Origin of the sequence: Bradyrhizobium sp. KB893862 SZCCT0404 (assembly GCF_018130885.1) — a bacterium.
GTDB lineage: Bacteria > Pseudomonadota > Alphaproteobacteria > Rhizobiales > Xanthobacteraceae > Bradyrhizobium > Bradyrhizobium stylosanthis.
In genome coordinates, this window is sequence record NZ_JAFCLT010000007.1 from 99,531 (window position 1) to 117,539 (window position 18,009).

16 protein-coding genes are annotated in these 18,009 nt (G+C 67.0%); 4 read left to right on the forward strand and 12 right to left on the reverse strand.

Annotation, left to right across the window (positions count from 1 at the left end; translation table 11 throughout):
- The first annotated feature begins 2 nt into the window (after window positions 1-2).
- From JQ617_RS26030 to JQ617_RS26040, 3 genes are read left to right on the forward strand one after another with little or no spacing between them, the layout of a single operon-like run.
- The gene (locus JQ617_RS26030) at window positions 3-689 is read left to right on the forward strand and encodes an AroM family protein (protein WP_063694349.1); all 687 of its coding nucleotides are present in this window, start codon (window positions 3-5) and stop codon (window positions 687-689) included.
- Window positions 686-1,792 (forward strand): S-methyl thiohydantoin desulfurase family protein, encoded by a 1,107-nt coding sequence (locus JQ617_RS26035; RefSeq protein WP_212028814.1) that lies wholly within the window; start codon window positions 686-688, stop codon window positions 1,790-1,792. Before JQ617_RS26030 ends, JQ617_RS26035 begins: the two co-directional genes overlap by 4 nt.
- Before the next feature lie 6 nt (window positions 1,793-1,798).
- Window positions 1,799-3,352, forward strand: a complete 1,554-nt coding sequence (locus tag JQ617_RS26040; protein ID WP_212028815.1) for a hydantoinase/oxoprolinase N-terminal domain-containing protein — start codon at window positions 1,799-1,801, stop codon at window positions 3,350-3,352.
- 372 nt (window positions 3,353-3,724) lie between these two features.
- Here the strand turns inward: JQ617_RS26040 and JQ617_RS26045 are convergent, their stop codons facing one another.
- The 6 genes from JQ617_RS26045 to JQ617_RS26070 all read right to left on the reverse strand — a co-directional run bounded on the left by JQ617_RS26045 (window position 3,725) and on the right by JQ617_RS26070 (window position 10,635).
- Window positions 3,725-5,221, reverse strand: coding sequence for an ABC transporter substrate-binding protein (locus JQ617_RS26045; RefSeq protein WP_212028816.1), 1,497 nt, complete (start codon window positions 5,219-5,221; stop codon window positions 3,725-3,727).
- 56 nt (window positions 5,222-5,277) lie between these two features.
- A complete protein-coding gene (locus JQ617_RS26050; protein WP_212028817.1) occupies window positions 5,278-6,282 on the reverse strand; it encodes an ABC transporter ATP-binding protein in 1,005 nt (334 codons plus the stop codon).
- A complete protein-coding gene (locus JQ617_RS26055) occupies window positions 6,279-7,292 on the reverse strand; it encodes an ABC transporter ATP-binding protein (RefSeq protein ID WP_212028818.1) in 1,014 nt (337 codons plus the stop codon). Before JQ617_RS26055 ends, JQ617_RS26050 begins: the two co-directional genes overlap by 4 nt.
- Window positions 7,293-7,294: 2 nt before the next feature.
- Window positions 7,295-8,182: an ABC transporter permease gene (locus JQ617_RS26060; protein ID WP_212028819.1), complete on the reverse strand. Its 888-nt coding sequence runs from the start codon at window positions 8,180-8,182 to the stop codon at window positions 7,295-7,297.
- Window positions 8,179-9,129 carry an ABC transporter permease gene (locus JQ617_RS26065; protein ID WP_063694356.1) on the reverse strand — a complete coding sequence of 317 codons (951 nt, stop codon included), beginning with the start codon at window positions 9,127-9,129 and terminating at the stop codon, window positions 8,179-8,181. The genes JQ617_RS26060 and JQ617_RS26065 overlap by 4 nt, the downstream gene beginning before the upstream one ends.
- Window positions 9,130-9,213: 84 nt before the next feature.
- The gene (locus JQ617_RS26070; protein WP_212028820.1) at window positions 9,214-10,635 is read right to left on the reverse strand and encodes an amidase; all 1,422 of its coding nucleotides are present in this window, start codon (window positions 10,633-10,635) and stop codon (window positions 9,214-9,216) included.
- 121 nt (window positions 10,636-10,756) lie between these two features.
- Here JQ617_RS26070 and JQ617_RS26075 point away from each other — a divergent pair, with 121 nt between their 5' ends.
- Window positions 10,757-11,644, forward strand: a complete 888-nt coding sequence (locus JQ617_RS26075; RefSeq protein WP_063694358.1) for a LysR family transcriptional regulator — start codon at window positions 10,757-10,759, stop codon at window positions 11,642-11,644.
- Between the two features lie 165 nt (window positions 11,645-11,809).
- Here the strand turns inward: JQ617_RS26075 and JQ617_RS26080 are convergent, their stop codons facing one another.
- From JQ617_RS26080 to JQ617_RS26105, 6 genes are read right to left on the reverse strand one after another with little or no spacing between them, the layout of a single operon-like run.
- Window positions 11,810-12,745: a carbohydrate kinase family protein gene (locus JQ617_RS26080; protein ID WP_212028821.1), complete on the reverse strand. Its 936-nt coding sequence runs from the start codon at window positions 12,743-12,745 to the stop codon at window positions 11,810-11,812.
- 5 nt (window positions 12,746-12,750) lie between these two features.
- Entirely contained in the window at window positions 12,751-14,397 is a 1,647-nt protein-coding gene (locus JQ617_RS26085) for an FGGY-family carbohydrate kinase (RefSeq protein WP_212028822.1), read from the reverse strand.
- Window positions 14,398-14,437: 40 nt separating this feature from the next.
- On the reverse strand, window positions 14,438-15,211 hold the full coding sequence (locus JQ617_RS26090) for an SDR family NAD(P)-dependent oxidoreductase (RefSeq protein WP_212028823.1): 774 nt from the start codon (window positions 15,209-15,211) through the stop codon (window positions 14,438-14,440).
- Between the two features lie 29 nt (window positions 15,212-15,240).
- Window positions 15,241-16,248, reverse strand: coding sequence for an ABC transporter ATP-binding protein (locus JQ617_RS26095; protein WP_212028824.1), 1,008 nt, complete (start codon window positions 16,246-16,248; stop codon window positions 15,241-15,243).
- A 10-nt stretch (window positions 16,249-16,258) separates the two neighbouring features.
- On the reverse strand, window positions 16,259-17,089 hold the full coding sequence (locus JQ617_RS26100; RefSeq protein WP_063694363.1) for a carbohydrate ABC transporter permease: 831 nt from the start codon (window positions 17,087-17,089) through the stop codon (window positions 16,259-16,261).
- 1 nt (window position 17,090) lies between these two features.
- On the reverse strand, window positions 17,091-17,963 hold the full coding sequence (locus JQ617_RS26105) for a carbohydrate ABC transporter permease (RefSeq protein WP_063694364.1): 873 nt from the start codon (window positions 17,961-17,963) through the stop codon (window positions 17,091-17,093).
- Window positions 17,964-18,009 lie beyond the last annotated feature (46 nt).

Sequence of the window (18,009 nt, forward strand, 5' to 3'; positions counted from 1 at the left end):
ACATGAACATGCCATTGAAGCACCAGCGCATCGGGGTGGTCGTGATCGGCCAGAGCCCGCGCCCCACCGTCGCCGCCGAGATCGCCGCCGTGCTGTCGCCGGGCATCCAGATCGAGCTGCGTGGCGCGCTCGACGGCATGAGCCGCGCCGAGATCGACGCCATTCCGCCGATGGACGGATACGATACGCTGTTCACGCTGCTGCCGAGTGGCGACGGCGTCACCATCAGCAAGAAGGAGGTCGAGCGGCGCGCGAGCCAGCAGATCACCCGCTTCAAGCACGAGGGCGTCGGCGTGACGCTGATGGCCTGCACCGGCAAATTCCCCAACCTCGCGGCCGACGGTCTCGTCATCCTGCCCTCGGCCGTCCTGCACAACCTCGTCGAGGCCGTGCTGCCGAAGGGCCGGCTCGGCGTGTTTTCGCCACTGCCCGAGCAGACCGCACTGATCGACAAGAAATGGCAGCGCGACGGCGTCGAGGTCGTCGGCATCACGCTGCGTCCCGGCTCGGACGATGCCGCGGTCGACGACGCCGCGCGCACGATGGCTGATCTCGAGCCTGATCTCGTGGTGATGGACTGCATCAGCTACACCAGTGCCAACAAGGCGCGCGTGCGCACGGCCTATCCCGGCCCTGTCATCCTCGGCATCGCCGCCGCGGCCCGTATCGTCGAGGAGCTGGTGTCGTGAGCAAAGCAGAATTGAAGACGATCAGCCTCGACGAGATCGAGGCGCTCGCGGTCGGCGCCTGGATCCTCGGCACCGGCGGCGGCGGCAGCCCCTATCTCGGCCTGCTCAACCTGCGCCGGCTCTATGCTGAGGGCACCCGCGTGCAATTGATGTCGCCGCTCGACCTCGACGACGACGACTGGGTCGCGGTGGTCTCGAACATGGGCGCGCCGCTGGTCGGACAGGAGCGCCTCGCCGACAGCCGCAACATCGCGCGCGCCGTGCGCATGCAGGAAGAGATCAACAACATCAAGTTCCGCGCCGTGATGTCGGTGGAGATCGGCGGCGGCAACGGCGTGCAGGCGCTGATGGCGGCAGCCCATCTCGGCATTCCCGTGATCGACGCCGACTGCATGGGCCGAGCCTTCCCCGAGGCGCAGATGACCTCGGTCGCGATCGGCGGCCTGCGTCCCTATCCCTGCACGCTCTACGATCCCCGCGGCATCGAGGCGGTCGTAACCAAGGTGCCGACCTGGAAATGGATGGAGCGGGCGAGCCGCAAGATCTGCGTCGAGATGGGTTCGATCGCCTCCACCAGCAAGGCGCCGCGCACCGGGCGCGAGGTGAAGGACTGGGGCATCCACTTCACCACGACCAAGGCGATCCGCATCGGCCGTGCCGTGCAGGAGGCCAACCGCCGCCACGAGGATCCGATCGCAGCGCTGCTCGCGACCGAAGGCGGCAAGAAGCTGTTCACCGGCAAGATCGTGGACGTCGCCCGCCGCACCACCGAAGGATTCTTGCGCGGCACCGCCATGGTCGACGGCAGCGATGCCGATCGCGGCACGAAGCTTAAACTCTCGTTCCAGAACGAATGGATCGTGGCCTGGCGCGACGAAGAAGCCATCGCGACGTCGCCGGACCTGATCTGCGTGCTCGACAGCGTCAACGGCCATGGCATCGGCACCGAGACCATCCGCTACGGCCAGCGCGTCACCGTGGTGGCGCTGCCGGCGCCGCCGGTGCTGACGAGCCCGCGCGGTCTCGAATTCGTCGGCCCGCGCGCGTTCGGCTACGATCTCGACTTCCATTCCCTCTTCTCGCCCGCTGCGGCTGGAGCTTAAGATCCCATGAAGCGTATTGGCATCGATGTCGGCGGCACCAACACGGACGCCGTGCTGATCGTCGACGAGAAGGTCGTCCATTCCGTCAAGCGTCCGACCACGGCCGACGTGACCTCGGGCATCCTCGACGCGCTTAGGGCATTGCGCGCCGAGCCGTCCGCCGCGGTCAAGGTCGACGCGGTCGTGATCGGCACCACGCATTTCATCAACGCGGTGGTGCAGCGCCGTCACGTGCAGAAAATCGGCGCGATCCGCATCGGCATGCCCGCCAGCGCCTCGCTACCGCCGTTCTGCGACTGGCCGACCGATCTCGCCTCGCTCGTCAACGGCGAGATCTTCATGCTGGAGGGCGGCCACGACTATGACGGCCGTCCGTTCATGCCGCTGGATGTCGCCGGCCTCAAGGACGCCGCGCGGAAGATCAAGGACAAGGGCCTGCGCTCGGTCGCGGTGTGCTCGAGCTTCTCCCCGCTCGATCCGTCCTGCGAGACCACCGCGCGCGAGATCCTCACCGAGATCTGCCCTGACGTCGCGGTGACGCTGTCGCACGATCTCGGCCGCATCGGCCTGCTCGAGCGCGAGAACGCCGCGCTGCTCAATGCCTCCCTGCACGACCTCGCCGTCACCACGGTCGCCGCCTTCCGCAAGGCGATCGCCGACAGCGGCATCGACGCGCCGCTGTTCCTGACCCAGAACGACGGCACGGTGATGCAGGCCGAGATCGCCACCGCCTTCCCGGTGATGAGCTTCGCCTCCGGCGCCACCAACTCCATGCGCGGCGCCGCGCATCTCTCCGGCCTCGACGACGCCATGGTCGTGGATGTCGGCGGCACCACCTCGGACATCGGCCAGTTGCGTCACGGCTTTCCGCGCGAAGCCAATGCCGTGGTCGAGGTCGGCGGCGTGCGCACGCTGTTCCGGATGCCCGACCTGCTGTCGATCGGGCTCGGCGGCGGCAGCCATGTCGACGAGGACCCGGTCCGCGTCGGCCCGCTCAGCGTCGGCTATCGCCTGACGTCGGACGCGCTGGTGTTCGGCGGCGCGCGCCTCACTGCCACCGACATTGCCGTCGCGGCCGGCCTCATCGATATCGGCGACCGCTCCCGCGTCGCCAATCTGCCGAAGCGCCTGATCGAGGGCGCGATGCGCGATGCCTGGCGCAAGCTGGAGGAGGACATCGACCGCATGAAGACCGAAGCCGGCGACGTGCCGCTGCTCGCGGTCGGCGGCGGCGCCTTCCTGGTGCCGGACCGACTGCCGGGCATTTCCGAGATCGTCCGCGTGCCGCATGGCGACTGCGCCAATGCGGTGGGTGCCGCGATCGCGCAGGTCTCCGGCGAAGCCGACCAGGTGTTCCGCGACCTCAGCCGCGAGGATGCCATCGCCGCGGCGCGCGACATCGCCGCCGACCGCGCCGTCCAGGCCGGCGCCGCGCGCGACAGCCTCAAGACCGTCGACGTCGAGGACATGCCGATCGCCTACCTGCCCGGCAACGCCCTGCGCGTCCGCGTGCGCGTCGCAGGGGCGATCGCCGATCCGGATCTGCCGGCGGCGGCATAACGAGCCGCCTCAACCAAAACTGCGAAAACAACCCCATGCACAGTAGCCGGGGCCCATGGGATCAACGACTTGCGCCGCCGGGGCAGCGCGCCGGTTTGACTCGTCGGGCAAAACGGGGGTATAGTGCGATTATTCCGAAATCGTCGCGCATTTCCTCCCTTCTCCCCTTGCGGGAGAAGGTGGCGCGAAGCGCCGGATGAGGACTTCCATCCACGGAGGAAGCCGCTCGTCAAATGAGAGAGTGCCGTTCGCGGAAAGAGACCCCTCACCCAAGCGAGTCCGTGTCTACCCGAGTCGCTGCCCTCTCCCGCAAGGGGAGAGGGCACAGCAACGGACCGCGCACCTCGAACGACGAGGACGCCGTCGCCCACCCTACTCCCAGTACCAGGTCGAGAAATCGTTCTCGTACTGGGGCACGTCCTTCCAGACGCCTTTCAGCTTCTTGCCGGTGATGGTGATGAGCTGCGGCTGGTACATGTAGGCGGAGACGGCGTCGGTGGCCAGCTTCTGCTGGGCGTCGCCGAGCAGTTTGGCGCGCGCGGCTTCGTCCGGCGTCGACACGATCTGCTTGTAGAGCGCGTTGAAGGCGTCGTTGTTGTAGCCGAGATAGTAGTCGGGCTCGGTGATCTTGACGAGGTCGAACGGCTCGACATGGCTGACGATGGTCAGGTCGAAATTATGCGGGCCATTGCCGGCAAACACCTGCGACAGCCATTGCGCCCATTCGACGTTCTCGATCTTGGCGACGATGCCGACCTTGGCGAGCTGGGCCGCGACGATCTCGCCGCCCTGCCGCGCATAGGACGGCGGCGGCAGCTTGAGGGAGAGCTCGAGCGGCGTGGTGACGCCGGCTTCTGCCAAGAGCTTCTTGGCCTTCTCGGGGTCGTAGGGGTTGACGCCGGTGGTGTCGACATAGCCGAGCGAACCCGGCACGTAGAAGCTGCCGATCGGCGTGCCGAAGCCGTCGACGGCACCGTCGATCATGGCCTTGCGATCGATCGCCGCAAGGATGGCGCGGCGCACGCGGACGTCATCGAGCGGCTTCTTCCGATGGTTGATCGCAACGATGGTCTTGGCCTTGGAGCCGCCGACCAGCACCGTGAAGCGCGGATCGGCCTTGAACTGCGCCAGGGCGCGCGCCGCGGCGACGCGCGGGAACGCATCGACGTCGCCCGACAGCAGCGCCGCCACCTGCGCCGCCGGATCGGAGATGAAGCGGATCGTCACCTTCGAGAGCTTGACCGTCGAGGCATTGCGATAATCGGCCCATTTGGTCAGCGTGATCGAGGAGCCCTTGGCCCAGGCCCCGAGCTGATAGGGCCCGGTGCCGACCGGCTGCGTCACGTTGGTGGGCGCGCTCTTCGGCTCGACGATCGAGCCGCTGGCCTGTCCGAGCAGGAACGGGAGGTTCGGCTCGGAATATTTCACCGTGATCACGACGGTGTCGGCGTCGGGCGTCTCGACCTTTTCGAAGGCCTGGAACAGGCTCTTGTCCTTGTTCGTGCTGGTCGGCGCTGCGTTGCGCTCGAACGAGAACTTCACGGCCGCGGAATCGAAGGCTTCGCCGTTCTGGAATTTGACGCCCTTGCGCAGCTTGAACGTATAGGTCTTCAGGTCGGGCGAAGCGGTCCAGCTCTCGGCCAGCAGCGGCGAGACCGAGCCGTCCTCGTTGATCTTGGTCAGCGTCTCGTAGATGTTGTAGAGCGTGACCTCCGCGATCGCGGCCGCAGCGGCGTTGGTGGGATCGAGCCCCGGGGGCTCCAGCGCCATCGCCATGACGACGCTGTCCTTCTTGCTTTGTGCCAGAACCGGCAGCGGCGCTGCGAGAAACGCGGCGGCAAATGCGACGATCGATAATTTCCTGAACATCTCGTAACTCCCCGGCCTGTTCTAATCCCGAACCCGTGCCAATCCTGCTGCGGAGACTAACCTTCCATGGTCGCCTGCGGCAACGCCATCACAGCCTCCGCCTTGTGGCAGGCGGCCAAGTGTCCTTCGCCCACCCTGCGTAGCTCAGGCGGGGTTTCGCGGCAATGCTGGTCGGCGAGCGGGCAGCGTGCGACATAGGGGCATCCGCTGGCGGCCGCCGATTGCGAGGCAATGGCCTGTGCTCCGCGCCGGCGCCGGCCGCCCCCGGCGCGCGCCCGCGGCACGGCGTCCAGGAGAGCCCGCGTGTAGGGATGGGCACAATGCTCGAACAGATCCTCCGGGCGGCCCTGCTCGACGATGCGGCCGAGATACATCACCGCGACCTCGTCGCAGAGATAGTCCACGACGGCGAGGTCGTGGCTGATCAGGATGTAGCTGAGGCCGAACTGCTCCTGCAGGTCCTGCATCAGGTTGAGCACCTGGGCCTGCACGGAAACATCGAGCGCGGAGACCGGCTCGTCGGCGACGATCAGCTTGGGCTGGGTGATCAGCGCCCGCGCGATCGCGATGCGCTGGCGCTGGCCGCCGGAGAACTCATGCGGATATTTGTCCATGTCGGCATCGCGCAAGCCGACCTGGCGCAGCACGGCCGCAACACGGTCGCGGAAAGTGGTGCGGTCGGCGCCATCGAGCACGGTCAGAGGTTCGGCGACGATGCGCGCGATGGTCTGGCGCGGATCCAGCGATCCATAGGGATCCTGGAACACCATCTGGAAATCGCGCCGGGCGCGGCGCAACTCGCCCGCCGAGATGCGGTTGAGATCGCGGCCGAGCAGCGCGACCTGCCCCGAGGTCGGCCGCTCCAGCGCCATCACGACGCGCGCGAAGGTGGACTTTCCCGAGCCGGACTCGCCGACGATGCCGAGGCTCTTGCCGGCCTGAACCTGGACGCTGACACCATTGAGCGCACGCACCTGACCGGGCGGGCGGAACAGGCTCTCCCGCGGCAGCATGTAGCGCTGTTCGAGATCCCTGACATCGAGAAGCGGTGCGGTGCTCATGCGGACAGCGCTCCGACATTCGCAGCCATCGAGACGTCGGTCCGGATGCAGCGCACGCCATGTCCGGGCCCCACCTCGACCACCGGCGGCAGCGCGGTGCGGCACGCATCGATCACGAGCGGACATCGCTCGGAGAAGGTGCAGCCGGCCGGGAGGTCGGCGAGCTCGGGCACGGTGCCGGAGATCGTCTTCAACCGCGTCCCCTTGCGCGCGCCGAGCTTCGGCCGGGCGCGGAACAGGCCCTGCGTGTAGGGATGTCCCATACGGCGGAACACCTCGTCGGTCGGTCCGCTCTCGATCACGGTACCGCCATACATCACCATCATCCGCTGCACGTTCTCGGCGATGACGCCGAGATCGTGTGAGATCAGGATCATCGACATGCCGCGCTCCTCGACGAGATCGGCGATGAGGTCCAGGATCTGGCCCTGGATGGTCACGTCGAGCGCGGTGGTCGGCTCATCCGCGATCAGGAGGTCGGGCTCGCAGGCCAGCGCCATCGCGATGGTGATGCGCTGGCGCTGACCGCCGGAGAACTGGTGCGGATAGGCATCGACGCGACGCGCCGGATCGGGCAACCCGACGCGGTCGAGCAAGGCGATCGTCTCCTTCCGCGCCTGCGCTGCCGAATATTTCTTGTGACGCCGCAGCGGCTCGGCGACCTGGTTGCCGATCGTGTGCATCGGATTGAGCGCGGTCATCGGCTCCTGGAAGATCATGCTGATGCGGTTGCCGCGCAGACGGCAATAGTCCGTATCCGCGAGCCCGGCGAGCTCGCTGCCGTCGAGCTTGATGCTGCCGGTCACGACCGCGCTGTCCGGCAGCAGGCCCATCAGCGACAATGCGGTCACCGACTTGCCGCAGCCGGACTCGCCGACGAGCCCAAGCGTCTCGCCGCGCTTGAGCGAGAAGCTGACGCCGCGCACGGCCTGTGCCGGCCCGCGGCTGGTGTTGAGGCGGACGCCGAGGTTTTGGACGTCGATCAGCGGCATGTCGGAGCGCTCAGCCATCGTCATCGCTCCCGTGCCAGCCGAGGATCGAGCAGGTCGCGCAATCCGTCACCAAGGAGATTGAGGCCGAGCACGGCGATGGCAATCGCAGCGCCCGGATAGACCGCGAGCATCGGCGACTGGAACAGCAGCGTCTGCGCGTCGTTCAGCATCCGCCCCCAGGACGGCTGCGGCGGCTGCGTGCCGAGACCGAGATAGGACAGCGCGGCCTCGGCGAGAATGGCGAGCGCGAACTGGATGGTGACCTGCACGATCAGGATCGACAGGATGTTCGGCAGCACGTGCTCGACGGTGATGCGGAATTTGCCCTTCCCCGAGGCGCGGGCGGCCAGCACGAATTCGCGCGCCCAGATCGCGTTGGCCGAGCCGCGCGTCAGCCGGGTCAGGGTCGGGATCTGGAAGATGCCGATCGCGACGATCGAGGTCACCATGCCGGGGCCGACCACCGCGGCGAGCATGATCGCGGACAGCACGGCCGGAAAGGCGAAGGTGAAGTCGGAGAAGCGCATGATGATTTCTTCGGTCCAGCCGCGCCTGGCCGAGGCGATCAGACCGAGGCAGACGCCGAAGGTGAGACCGATGCTGACCGCGATGATGCCGACCATGATGGTCGAGCGCGCGCCGGCGAGCAGCAGCGAGACGACGTCGCGGCCGAAGGAATCGGTGCCGAGCCAATGCGCCGCCGACGGCGGCCGAAGCTTCGAAGCGATGTCGATCTCGTAGGGAGACCAGGGTGTCCAGACCAGCGACAGCAGCGCCGAGGCAAGGACCAGCAGGCTGAGCGTGCCGCCGAGGACGAAACTGCGATGGCGCAGCGCCCGGCCCCAGAAGGTCTTGGCCGGCAGACGGCGCGCTGCGACGGGGGCGTCAATGGTCACGGGCGCGCTCACAGGTCGTGGACCTTGATACGGGGATCGATGAAGGCATAGAGCACGTCGACCACGAAATTGACGATGACGACCATGGCGGCAAGCAGCATCACGCAATTGCGCACCACGATCAGATCGCGGTTGGCGATCGACTGGAAGATCAGCCGGCCGAGGCCCGGCAAATAGAACACGTTCTCGATCACGATGGTGCCGGCGAGCAGATTGGCGAATTGCAGGCCCATCACCGTCATCACGGGGATCATGGCGTTGCGCAGCACGTGGCTCCACAGCACCTCGCGCTTGCCGAGCCCCTTCGCGCGGGCCGTCCGCACGAAATCTTCGCGCAGCACTTCCAGAACCGCCGAGCGCGTGACGCGGGCGAGGATCGCGGCCTGCACCACCGCCAGAGACACTGCCGGGAGGAGCAGCGACCTGACGCCAAGCCAGACGCCGTCCTCCCAGCCGGCGAAGCCGCCCGCCGAAAGCCATTGCAGCCGCACCGCAAACAGCAGCACCAGCAGGATCGCGAACCAGAAGTTTGGCAGCGCGATGCCCACTTGCGTCAGCGACATCACGCCGACGTCGCCGAGCTTGTTGTGGTTGGCGGCGGTGTAGATGCCGGCCGAGAGCGCCAGCGTCACGGTGATCGTCATCGCCATGATCGCGAGCGGAATGGTCAGCACCAGCCGCTCCGCGATCAGGCCGGCAACCGGCGTGCCGTAGACGTAGCTGTTGCCGAGATCGCCGACGAGCAGACCCCTGATCCACTGCAGGTAACGGACCGCCAGCGGCTGGTCGAGCCCGAGCTTGACGGTGAGCGCGCGCACCGCATCCGGCGAGGCGTCGGCGCCCATCAGCATCTGCGCGGCGTTGCCCGGCAGCGCGTCCAGCACCAGGAAAATGATCAACGATGCGCCGACCAGCGTCGCCAGCAAGGTCAACAGACGTCGGAGGACAAAGACGCTCATGCGCGCTCGGCTTCAGGACCAACCTGCGGCACGATCAACATGTCCGGGCGCCCGAGGCAAGGGCTTTGCGGCCTGCGCATGTCGTCATTCCGGCCAGCGGGAGAGAAGGCCACTGGCGGCCTCGAACAGCGCGCTCGCGCGCAGCAATTCAGCATCGTCCCGGAAGCGGCCGACGAGCTGGAGCCCGATCGGCAGGCCATCGCGGGCGAAGCCCGAGGGCAGGCTGACCGCGGGATGCCCGGTCATGTTGAACGGCATGGTCCAGGGGAACCAGTGCGGCCGGACGCTGTCGAAATGCGCCCCGTCGATCTCGATGGTGCCGAACAGATCCTGCTCGATCGGCAGCGCCGTGCGCGTGAGGGTCGGCATCGCCAGGAAGTGCCCGCGCGCAAGCAGCGATTGCACGCGGCGGAACAGCGCGGTGCGCGCGAACATTGCCTCCTGGTAATCGACGCCGCTGACCTCGGTGGCGAGCGCGAGCTGCTTGAGAAAGGCCTCGCTGAGCTCCTCCCCGTGCTCGGCCGCGAGCTTGGCAAAACGGGTGCGCCAGACAGTGTGGTTGATGGCGCGCCAGATCGGCTCGATGTCGAAACCGTCAGCGGAAAATTCCTCGAGCTCGGCCCCTAACCCGGCCAGCCGGTCGAGACTGGCCTTGAAATTGGCGGCGACCTCGGCGGAGGCCGGCCGGCCCGGCGGGGTCAGGCAGTACAGGATCCTCTGCCCGCGCAGGTCGCCGCGCGGGACGGCGGTGCCGATGAAATCGGGCACGGGCATGCCGATCGACCAGGGATCGATGGGGTCCTCGCCCGCCATCGCCTGCATCATCAGCGCGGTGTCGGCGACGGTCCGCGTGGTCGGCGTGACGTAGGTCTGGTTGCCGAACGCGTCGAGCGCCTGGCTGTGCGGGATCACGCCGTTGCTCTGCTTCAGGCCGACGACGCCGTTGCAAGCGGCCGGAATGCGCGTCGATCCGCCGCCGTCGGTCGCGATCGCCAGCGGCGCGATGCCGCTTGCCACCGCCACGGCTGCGCCGCCGCTGGAGCCGCCGGAGGAACGCTTCGCGCTCCAGGCGTTGCGGGTGCGGCCGAACAGCGGCGAGTCCGTCAGGCACTTGCTGCCGAATTCCGGCGTCGTGGTCTTGCCGATCAGAATCGCGCCCGCGCTGCGCAGCCGCGCCACGCCGACGGCATCCTCGGTCGGCACATTGTCCTTGTAGGGCACGGCGCCGAAAGTGGTCTTGACGCCCCTGGTGTTGACGATGTCCTTGACGGTGACGGGGATGCCGTGGAGCAGGCCGAGCTCTTCGCCCGCCATCACCTTGCGCTCGGCCTCCCGCGCGGCGACAAGCGCCTCGTCGCCGCAGATCGTAATGAAGCAGTTCAATTCGCCCTGCAGCGCCTCGGCGCGGGCGAGCACGGCACTCACGATCTCGACGGGGGAAATCTGCTTGGTCGCGACGAGGCCGCGCAGCTCGGTTGCGGACAACAGACAGGGATCGCCGTTCATCGAGACATCACGCTCCGGAGGCCCGCCACCGTTGGCAGGCATTGACAGCGAGAATGACAGTTTTGTTAACTCGCCGTCCAATACGATTTTTGACGCCAACCCATACGTTTTCGGTATGCCAATGGATCTTCGCCGGCTCCGCTATTTCGTCGCCGTCGCCGAGACGCGCAGCATCGGCAAGGCTGCCGAGCGGCTGCGGATGGCGCAGCCCCCGCTCTCGGTGCAGATCCGCAAGCTCGAGGCCGAGATCGGCGCGCCGCTGTTCCGCCGCGGCACCCGCGGCATGGACCTGACCGAGGCGGGCCAGGCGCTGCTGGCACGCGCCAGCGAGGCGTTGGCGCTGGCGGCGGACGGTGCCGAAGCCGCGCGCGCGGTCGCCGCGGGGCGGCGCGGCCGGCTGTCGGTCGGCTACATGTTCGTGCTGGCGAATGCGATGCTGCCGCGGCTCATTCCCGAGCTGCGCCGCTCGGTGCCCGGCGTCGACCTCGAATTCGCCGAGCTCAGCGCCTCGACGCGCGAGGCCCGGGTGCTCGATCGCAGCGTCACGGTGGCGCTGTGCATGCCGGCCATCAACCATCCCGAGATCCAGGTGGCGCGGATCGGTACGCAGCGCCTCATGCTGGCCATGCCGATCCGCTCGCCGCTCGCCCGCCTGAGCTCGGTGCCAATGGCGAAATTGCACGGCCGTCCGCTGATCGCGCTCCCGCATCCGGACCACGGTCCCGCATCGTCCGCCGTGGTCCCCCTGCTCCGCCGGCACCAGGTGGTGATGCCGATCGCGAGCCGCGTCGAGACGGTGCATTCGGCGATGAGCCTGGTGCTCGCGGGCGAAGGCCTCGCCATCCTGCCGGCCTGCGCGCAGCTCGGCGCGCCGCGCGGCATCGTGTTCAGGCCGCTGCGCGAAGCCACCGACTCCCTCGACATCGCGGTGTGCTGGCGACGGGATTCCCACAGCCCGCTGATCGGTACCTTCCTCAAATGCGCCGAGAAGGCCGTCGCGCGGATGTGAGCGACACCTTCCCCTCTCCTCTTGTGGGAGAGGGTGGATCACCGCGAAGCGGCGAGGCGGGTGAAGGGTATCTCTCCGCGAACGCTGATCTGAGTTTGGGGAGACACACCCCTCATCCGGCGCTTCGCGCCACCTTCTCCCGCAAGGGGAGAAGGGAAGTGCGGCCTACAGGCTCCACTTAACCTCGTGGCTCCACGGCGGATCGGCGCCCGGACGGGTGCAGGTCAGGCCGGCGCAATTGGCGGCAAAGGACAGCGCGCGGCGAAGCTCGTCAGCGCTGATCTGCTTGAGTCCTTCGCGCACAAGGCATCCCTGCTTGTGCAGGGCGAACAGCAGCGCGGCCTGAAAGCTGTCGCCGGCGCCGATGGTGTCGGCGACCACCACCTGCGGCGCGGCAACCTCGATCTGTCCTGCGGCCGCGTGCCAGGCGATCGCGCCGTTGTTGCCGCGGGTGATGACGACGAGGCTTGTGCCCTGCCCCAGCAATCCGCTCGCACGCCGCTGATAAGGCTCCTCGCCATAGAGATAGGCGAAGTCGACGTCGGACATCTTGATGAGATCGGCCTGTTTCGCGAACTCGGCCATGCGCGCGAGGTAGGCCGGCTTGTCCTTCACCAGATTGGGGCGGCAGTTTGGATCGAAGGAGATCGTGGACAATGCGCGCGCGTCCGCGATCAGGGCCCTGGTCTCGGCCGCGCCCTGGTCGTTGACCAGCGTGGTCGAACCGACATGGACGACCTCGACGTCGGCGAAGGGAATCGTCCCGCGCCGGTAGGTCCAGCTCCGCGTCGCGGTCTCGGCATCGTAGAAGGCATAGTGCGATTCGCCGGCGACGATGCGGACGAAGGCCAGCGTGGTCTGGTGCTCGCTGCGGGTGGCGAGGTCGAGCGCGACATGCGAGGCGCTTGCGTGGTCTGCGATCATCCGTCCGAACAGGTCGGTCGAGATGCCGCCCACAAAACCGGTCGGCGCCCCCAGCCGCGCCATGCCGATCGCGACGTTCAGGCAGGAGCCGCCGACCGCGGGCATCACCGCCTCGCGCCCTTCCGCGCTTTTCGTCGGCACGAAATCGATCAGCGCATCGCCGCAGGATAACAGCATTCTTCTCAACCTCTGGCGATATCGCGCATCGCGGCACGGCTGCCGCGATCGACCTCGCGCAGCAGCTTGTAGACGTCCCGCTTGCGCTTGTGAAACGCGGCCATCTCGGGCGCGGTCGGCTCGCTCTTGCGGCCCAGCGCCGACATCTTTGCCATGGTCTCGCCGATCGACGCATAAGCGCCACCGGCCACCGCCCCGAGCATGGCCGCGCCGAGCAGCACAGGCTCCTTCGTCTGCGGCAGCGCGACGGTGAGACCGGTGGTGTCGGCCATGATCTGCCGCACCAGCGGGCTGCGGCTGGCGCCGCCGCCCATGATCATGAGGCTGGCGTGCACGCCATGCGCGGCAAAGGCCTCGATCACCTCGGCAAGGCCATAGGCGAGACCGCAGAGGCCGGCGACGAACAGCCGCTCCATCGAGGCAATGTCGGTGTCGAGATCGAGGCCGGCGATCACAGCGCGGGTGTCGGGATCGGCATAGGGCGAGCGGTTGCCGATGAATTCGGGCAGCACGTGGACGTCACGCGCGAGCAGCGCGGCGCGGCTGGCATCGCCGGCGCGCGCGATGATGCGGCGTTCGAGGAACTCGATGAGGTCGACGCCTTCGCTTCGCGCCGCCGCGCTCGCATCCGTGTGGCCGGGATGCGACTTGAGCAGATGATCGATCGCGGCGCCCGCGGCGGACTGCCCGCCTTCGTTGAGCCAGAACTCCGGGACCATGCCCGAATAATAGGGCCCCCACACGCCCGGCACGAAGCACGGCTCCTTCGTCGTCGCCATGATGCAGGCCGACGTTCCCATGATGTAGGCGAGACGGTCGCTGACGTCGCTCGCGCCGCCCGCCCCGTCGCGCCCGCCGATCGCACCGATGCCGCCGGCATGCGCGTCGATCAGGGAGGCGCCGACCGGGGTGCCCGGCGTCAGGCCGAGCTCGGCTGCGGCGTTGGCGGTGAGGCCCGCGCCAAGCCGCGTGCCGGGCGCGACGATATCGGTGCCGATGCGGGCATATTTCTCGCTCACGAAGTCGGACAGACCGATGCGCTTGAAGAACGGCGCGCTCCATCCGCCGCCATCATGGGCGAGATAGTTCCACTTGCAGGTGACGGTGCAGGTCGAGCGTTGCAGCGAACCGGTCGCCCGCCAGGTCAGATAGTCGGCGAGATCGAAGAAGTGACCTGCGGCGTCAAAGCTCGCGCGCAGATGCCGCTTCAGCCACAACAGCTTCGGCATCTCCATCTCCGGCGAGATCGAGCCGCCGACATAGCGCAGCACGGCATCCTCGGTCTCGTTGATCAACCGCGCTTCGGCCGTGGCGCGATGATCCATCCAGACGATGACGTTGCGCTGGGCGTCGCCGGAGGCGCTGGCGGTGAGCGGCTCGCCTTGCGGATCAAGCACCACGAGGGAACAGGTGGCGTCGAAACCGATGCCGCCGATGCTGCCCGGCGCAATCGCAGCCTCCGCCATCGCCGCGCGCACCGATCTGGCGCAGGCTTCCCAGATGTCCTGCGAGGACTGCTCGACGATGTCGCCGGGCTCGTGCCAGATCCGGATCGGATGCCGCGCGGTCGCGAGCAGCGTCCCGGCCTCGTCAAACACCCCTGCCCGCGTGCTCGTGGTCCCCACGTCGACGCCGATATACGCTCGCGGCATGGTCACTCCCGGTCGCTTTCCGCCAGTTTTGGCGACAAGCCTACCAGCAAGTGTAGCCGCCATCCACCAGCACGATGCTGCCGGTCATCAGGCTCGCGGCTTCCGAGGAGAGGAACAGAACGACCGAGGCGATCTCCTCGACCTGCCCCATCCGCGCCATCGGGGTTCCACCGATCCAGGCGTCGTACATCTTCGGATTGCTCTTCACGAAGGCGTTGAGCGGCGTCTCGATATAGGTCGGCGCCACCGCATTGACGCGGATCCCGCGCGCGCCCCATTCGGCTGCCAGCGACTTGGTCAGATGGTGCACGGCGGCCTTGGAAGCATTGTAGAAGCATTGCTCCTGCGGCTTGTTGACGATGAAGCCGGACATCGAGCCGACATTGACGATCGCGCCGCTCCTGGCCTTCAGCATGTGCTTGCCGAACTCGCGGCAGCACCAGAACGTGCCGTTGAGATTGACGTCGATGACGTTGAGCCAGTGCTCGTCGGTGACGGTCTCGGCCGGGGTCTCGCTGCGCGCGATGCCGGCATTGTTGACGAGGATGTCGACTTTGCCGTGACGGGCGACGAGGTCGCTTGCGACCTCGGCCACGCGTTTGGTGTCGGTGACGTCCATGATCGCGGTCTCGACGTCGTAGCCCTTGGCGTTCAACTCGGCCTTCGCGCTGTCGGCGACCTTGCTGTCGCGGTCGCCGATGATGACCTTGGCGCCGGCTTCGGCCAGCGCCTCGGCGCAGCCAAGGCCGATGCCCTGCCCGCCGCCGGTGATGAACGCGGTCTTGCCGTTCAATCTGAATTTTTCCAGGTACATGGTGTCTATCCGTGTCTTGCCGTTTCTTGTTAGCCTCGAAGGGCGTTACCGCCGTCGTCGAAGCGGTGAATGCGCTGGGGGTCCGGCACCAGCGACACGCGGTCGCCGGCATGCAGGCTCAATTCGCCGATGTAGCGCGCCGTCAGCATGCCGAGGGGACCCGCATCGACATAGAGGAAGGTGTCGCTGCCGAGATGCTCGGCGACCGCGATCGTGCCCTGCCAGCCGCCGGCGCCCTCGCGCTCGATCTTGAGGTGCTCCGGCCGCACGCCGATCGTGGCCGCACCGCGCTGCAAGGCCGACTCGCCGGTCACGAAATTCATCTTGGGCGAGCCGATGAAGCCGGCGACAAAGAGATTTGCGGGCCGCTCGTAGAGCTCCAGCGGCGAGCCGTATTGCTCGATCTTGCCGCCGTTGAGCACGACGATCTTGTCGGCCATGGTCATGGCCTCGACCTGGTCGTGGGTGACGTAGATCGCGGTGGTGCCGAGCTGCTTCTGCAGCCGCGTCACCTCGATCCGCATCTGCACGCGCAGCGCGGCGTCGAGGTTGGAGAGCGGCTCGTCGAACAGGAACGCCTTGGGTTCGCGGACGATGGCGCGGCCGATCGCGACGCGCTGGCGCTGGCCGCCGGAGAGCTCGCGTGGCTTGCGGTCGAGATAGGGAGTGAGGTTCAGCGTAGCGGCTGCCGTCTCGACCTTGCGGTTGATCTCGTCCTTCGGCAGCCCGGCCATCTTCAGCCCGAAGCCGATATTGCCGCGCACGCTCATATGCGGATAGAGCGCGTAGGACTGGAACACCATCGACAGCCCGCGCTTGGCTGGCGGCGTGTCGACGACGTTCTTGCCGTCGATCAGGATCTTGCCGCCGCTGACGTCCTCGAGCCCGGCGATCAGCCGCAGCAGCGTGGTCTTGCCGCAACCGGAGGGGCCGACGAACACCACGAAGGAGCCGTCGGCGATGTCGAGGTCGGCGCCCTTGATGATGTGCACCGGGCCGAAGGATTTCTGCACGTCCTGAAGTGTGATCTGACCCATGGCAGCCCCCTTACTTCACCGCGCCAAAGGTGAGCCCGCGCACGAGCTGCTTCTGGCTGAACCAACCGAGGACGAGAATGGGCGCGATCGCCAGCGTCGAGGCCGCCGACAGTTTGGCCCAGAACAGCCCTTCCGGACTGGAATAGGAGGCGATGAACGTGGTGAGCGGCGCGGCGTTGGACGTCGACAGGTTGAGCGTCCAGAACGCTTCGTTCCAGGCCAGGATCAAATTGAGCAGCAGCGTGGACGCGAGGCCCGGGATCGCCATCGGCGTCAACACATAGACCAGCTCGCGGCCGATGGTGGCGCCGTCCATGCGCGCGGCCTCCAGGATGTCGCGCGGGATCTCCTTGAAGTACGTAAAGAGCATCCAGATCACGATCGGCAGATTGCCGAGGCAGAGGATGAAGACGAGACCGATGCGGGAATCGAGCAGGCCGACGGTCTTGTAGATCAGGTAGATCGGCACCAGCACGCCGACCGGCGGCATCATCTTGGTCGAGAGCATCCAGAGCAGGATGTCCTTGGTGCGCTTGGTCGGCGAGAACGCCATCGACCAGGCCGCGGGAATCGCAATCAACAGCGCGATGAGCGTCGAGCCGCCGGCGATGATGACGGAGTTCATCGCATGGTGGAAATAGTCGCTGCGCTCCTGCACGGTGACATAGTTCTCGAGGGTCCAGTGGAAGAACAGGAAGGACGGCGGGATGGCGAAGGCCTCGAGCTCGGTCTTGAAGCTCGCCAGCACCATCCACAGGATCGGGAAGAAGATCAGGAAGCCGAACAGCCAGGCCCCGATCGTCGAGATGACCACGCGCTGCCTCGTCGCCATGCGTGCCATGTCAGGCCTCCAAATTGCGGCCGACGATGCGGACGAGGAAGAAGGCGACGATGTTGGCGATCACCACCGCGACGAGGCCGCCGGCCGAGGCGCTGCCGACGTCGAACTGGATCAGCGCCTGCGAATAGATCAGGAAGGCGATGTTGGTGGTCTGCAGGCCCGGTCCGCCACCGGTGGTGACGAAGATTTCCGCGAACACGGTCAGCAGGAAGATGGTCTCGATCAGGATCACCACGGTGATGGGCCGCGCCAGATGCGGCAGCGTGATGTAGATGAAGGTCGAGACGGCGCTGGCGCCGTCCATTTCGGCGGCCTCCTTCTGCTCCTCGTCGAGCGATTGCAGCGCGGTCAAGAGGATCAGCGTCGCGAACGGCAGCCATTGCCAGGCGACGATCAGGATCACCGAGAACAGGGGCACGTCGTTGAACCAGTCGACCGGCGTCAGCCCGACCAGTTTCGCGAGCCACGCGAACAGGCCGGAGACCGGATGCATCAACAGGTTCTTCCAGACCAGCGCGCTCACCGTCGGCATCACGAAGAATGGCGCGATCACCATGAGCCGCACGAAATTGCGCCCGATTACGGGCTGATCGAGCAGCAGTGCCAGGGGAATGCCGAGCAGGATGGTCAGCGCCAGCACGGAGCCGACCAGCACCAGCGTGTTCTGGAGCGAGGCGAGGAAGGCCGGATCGGTGAGGAAGTAGCGAAAGTTCTCCAGGCCGACGAATTCTTCGGAGCCGGGATCGAGCAGGCTGTAATGCAGCGTCGAGAAATAGATCGTCAGCGCCAGCGGAACGATCATCCAGATGAAGAGCAGCCCGACGGCCGGGGTCAGGAGCGACCGCGCAAGAAGCTGCGTCTGCCGGGTTGCCATCCTTGGCTCTCCGCTCGGAGGAAGAAAGGGCGGCCATCCAGCAAGG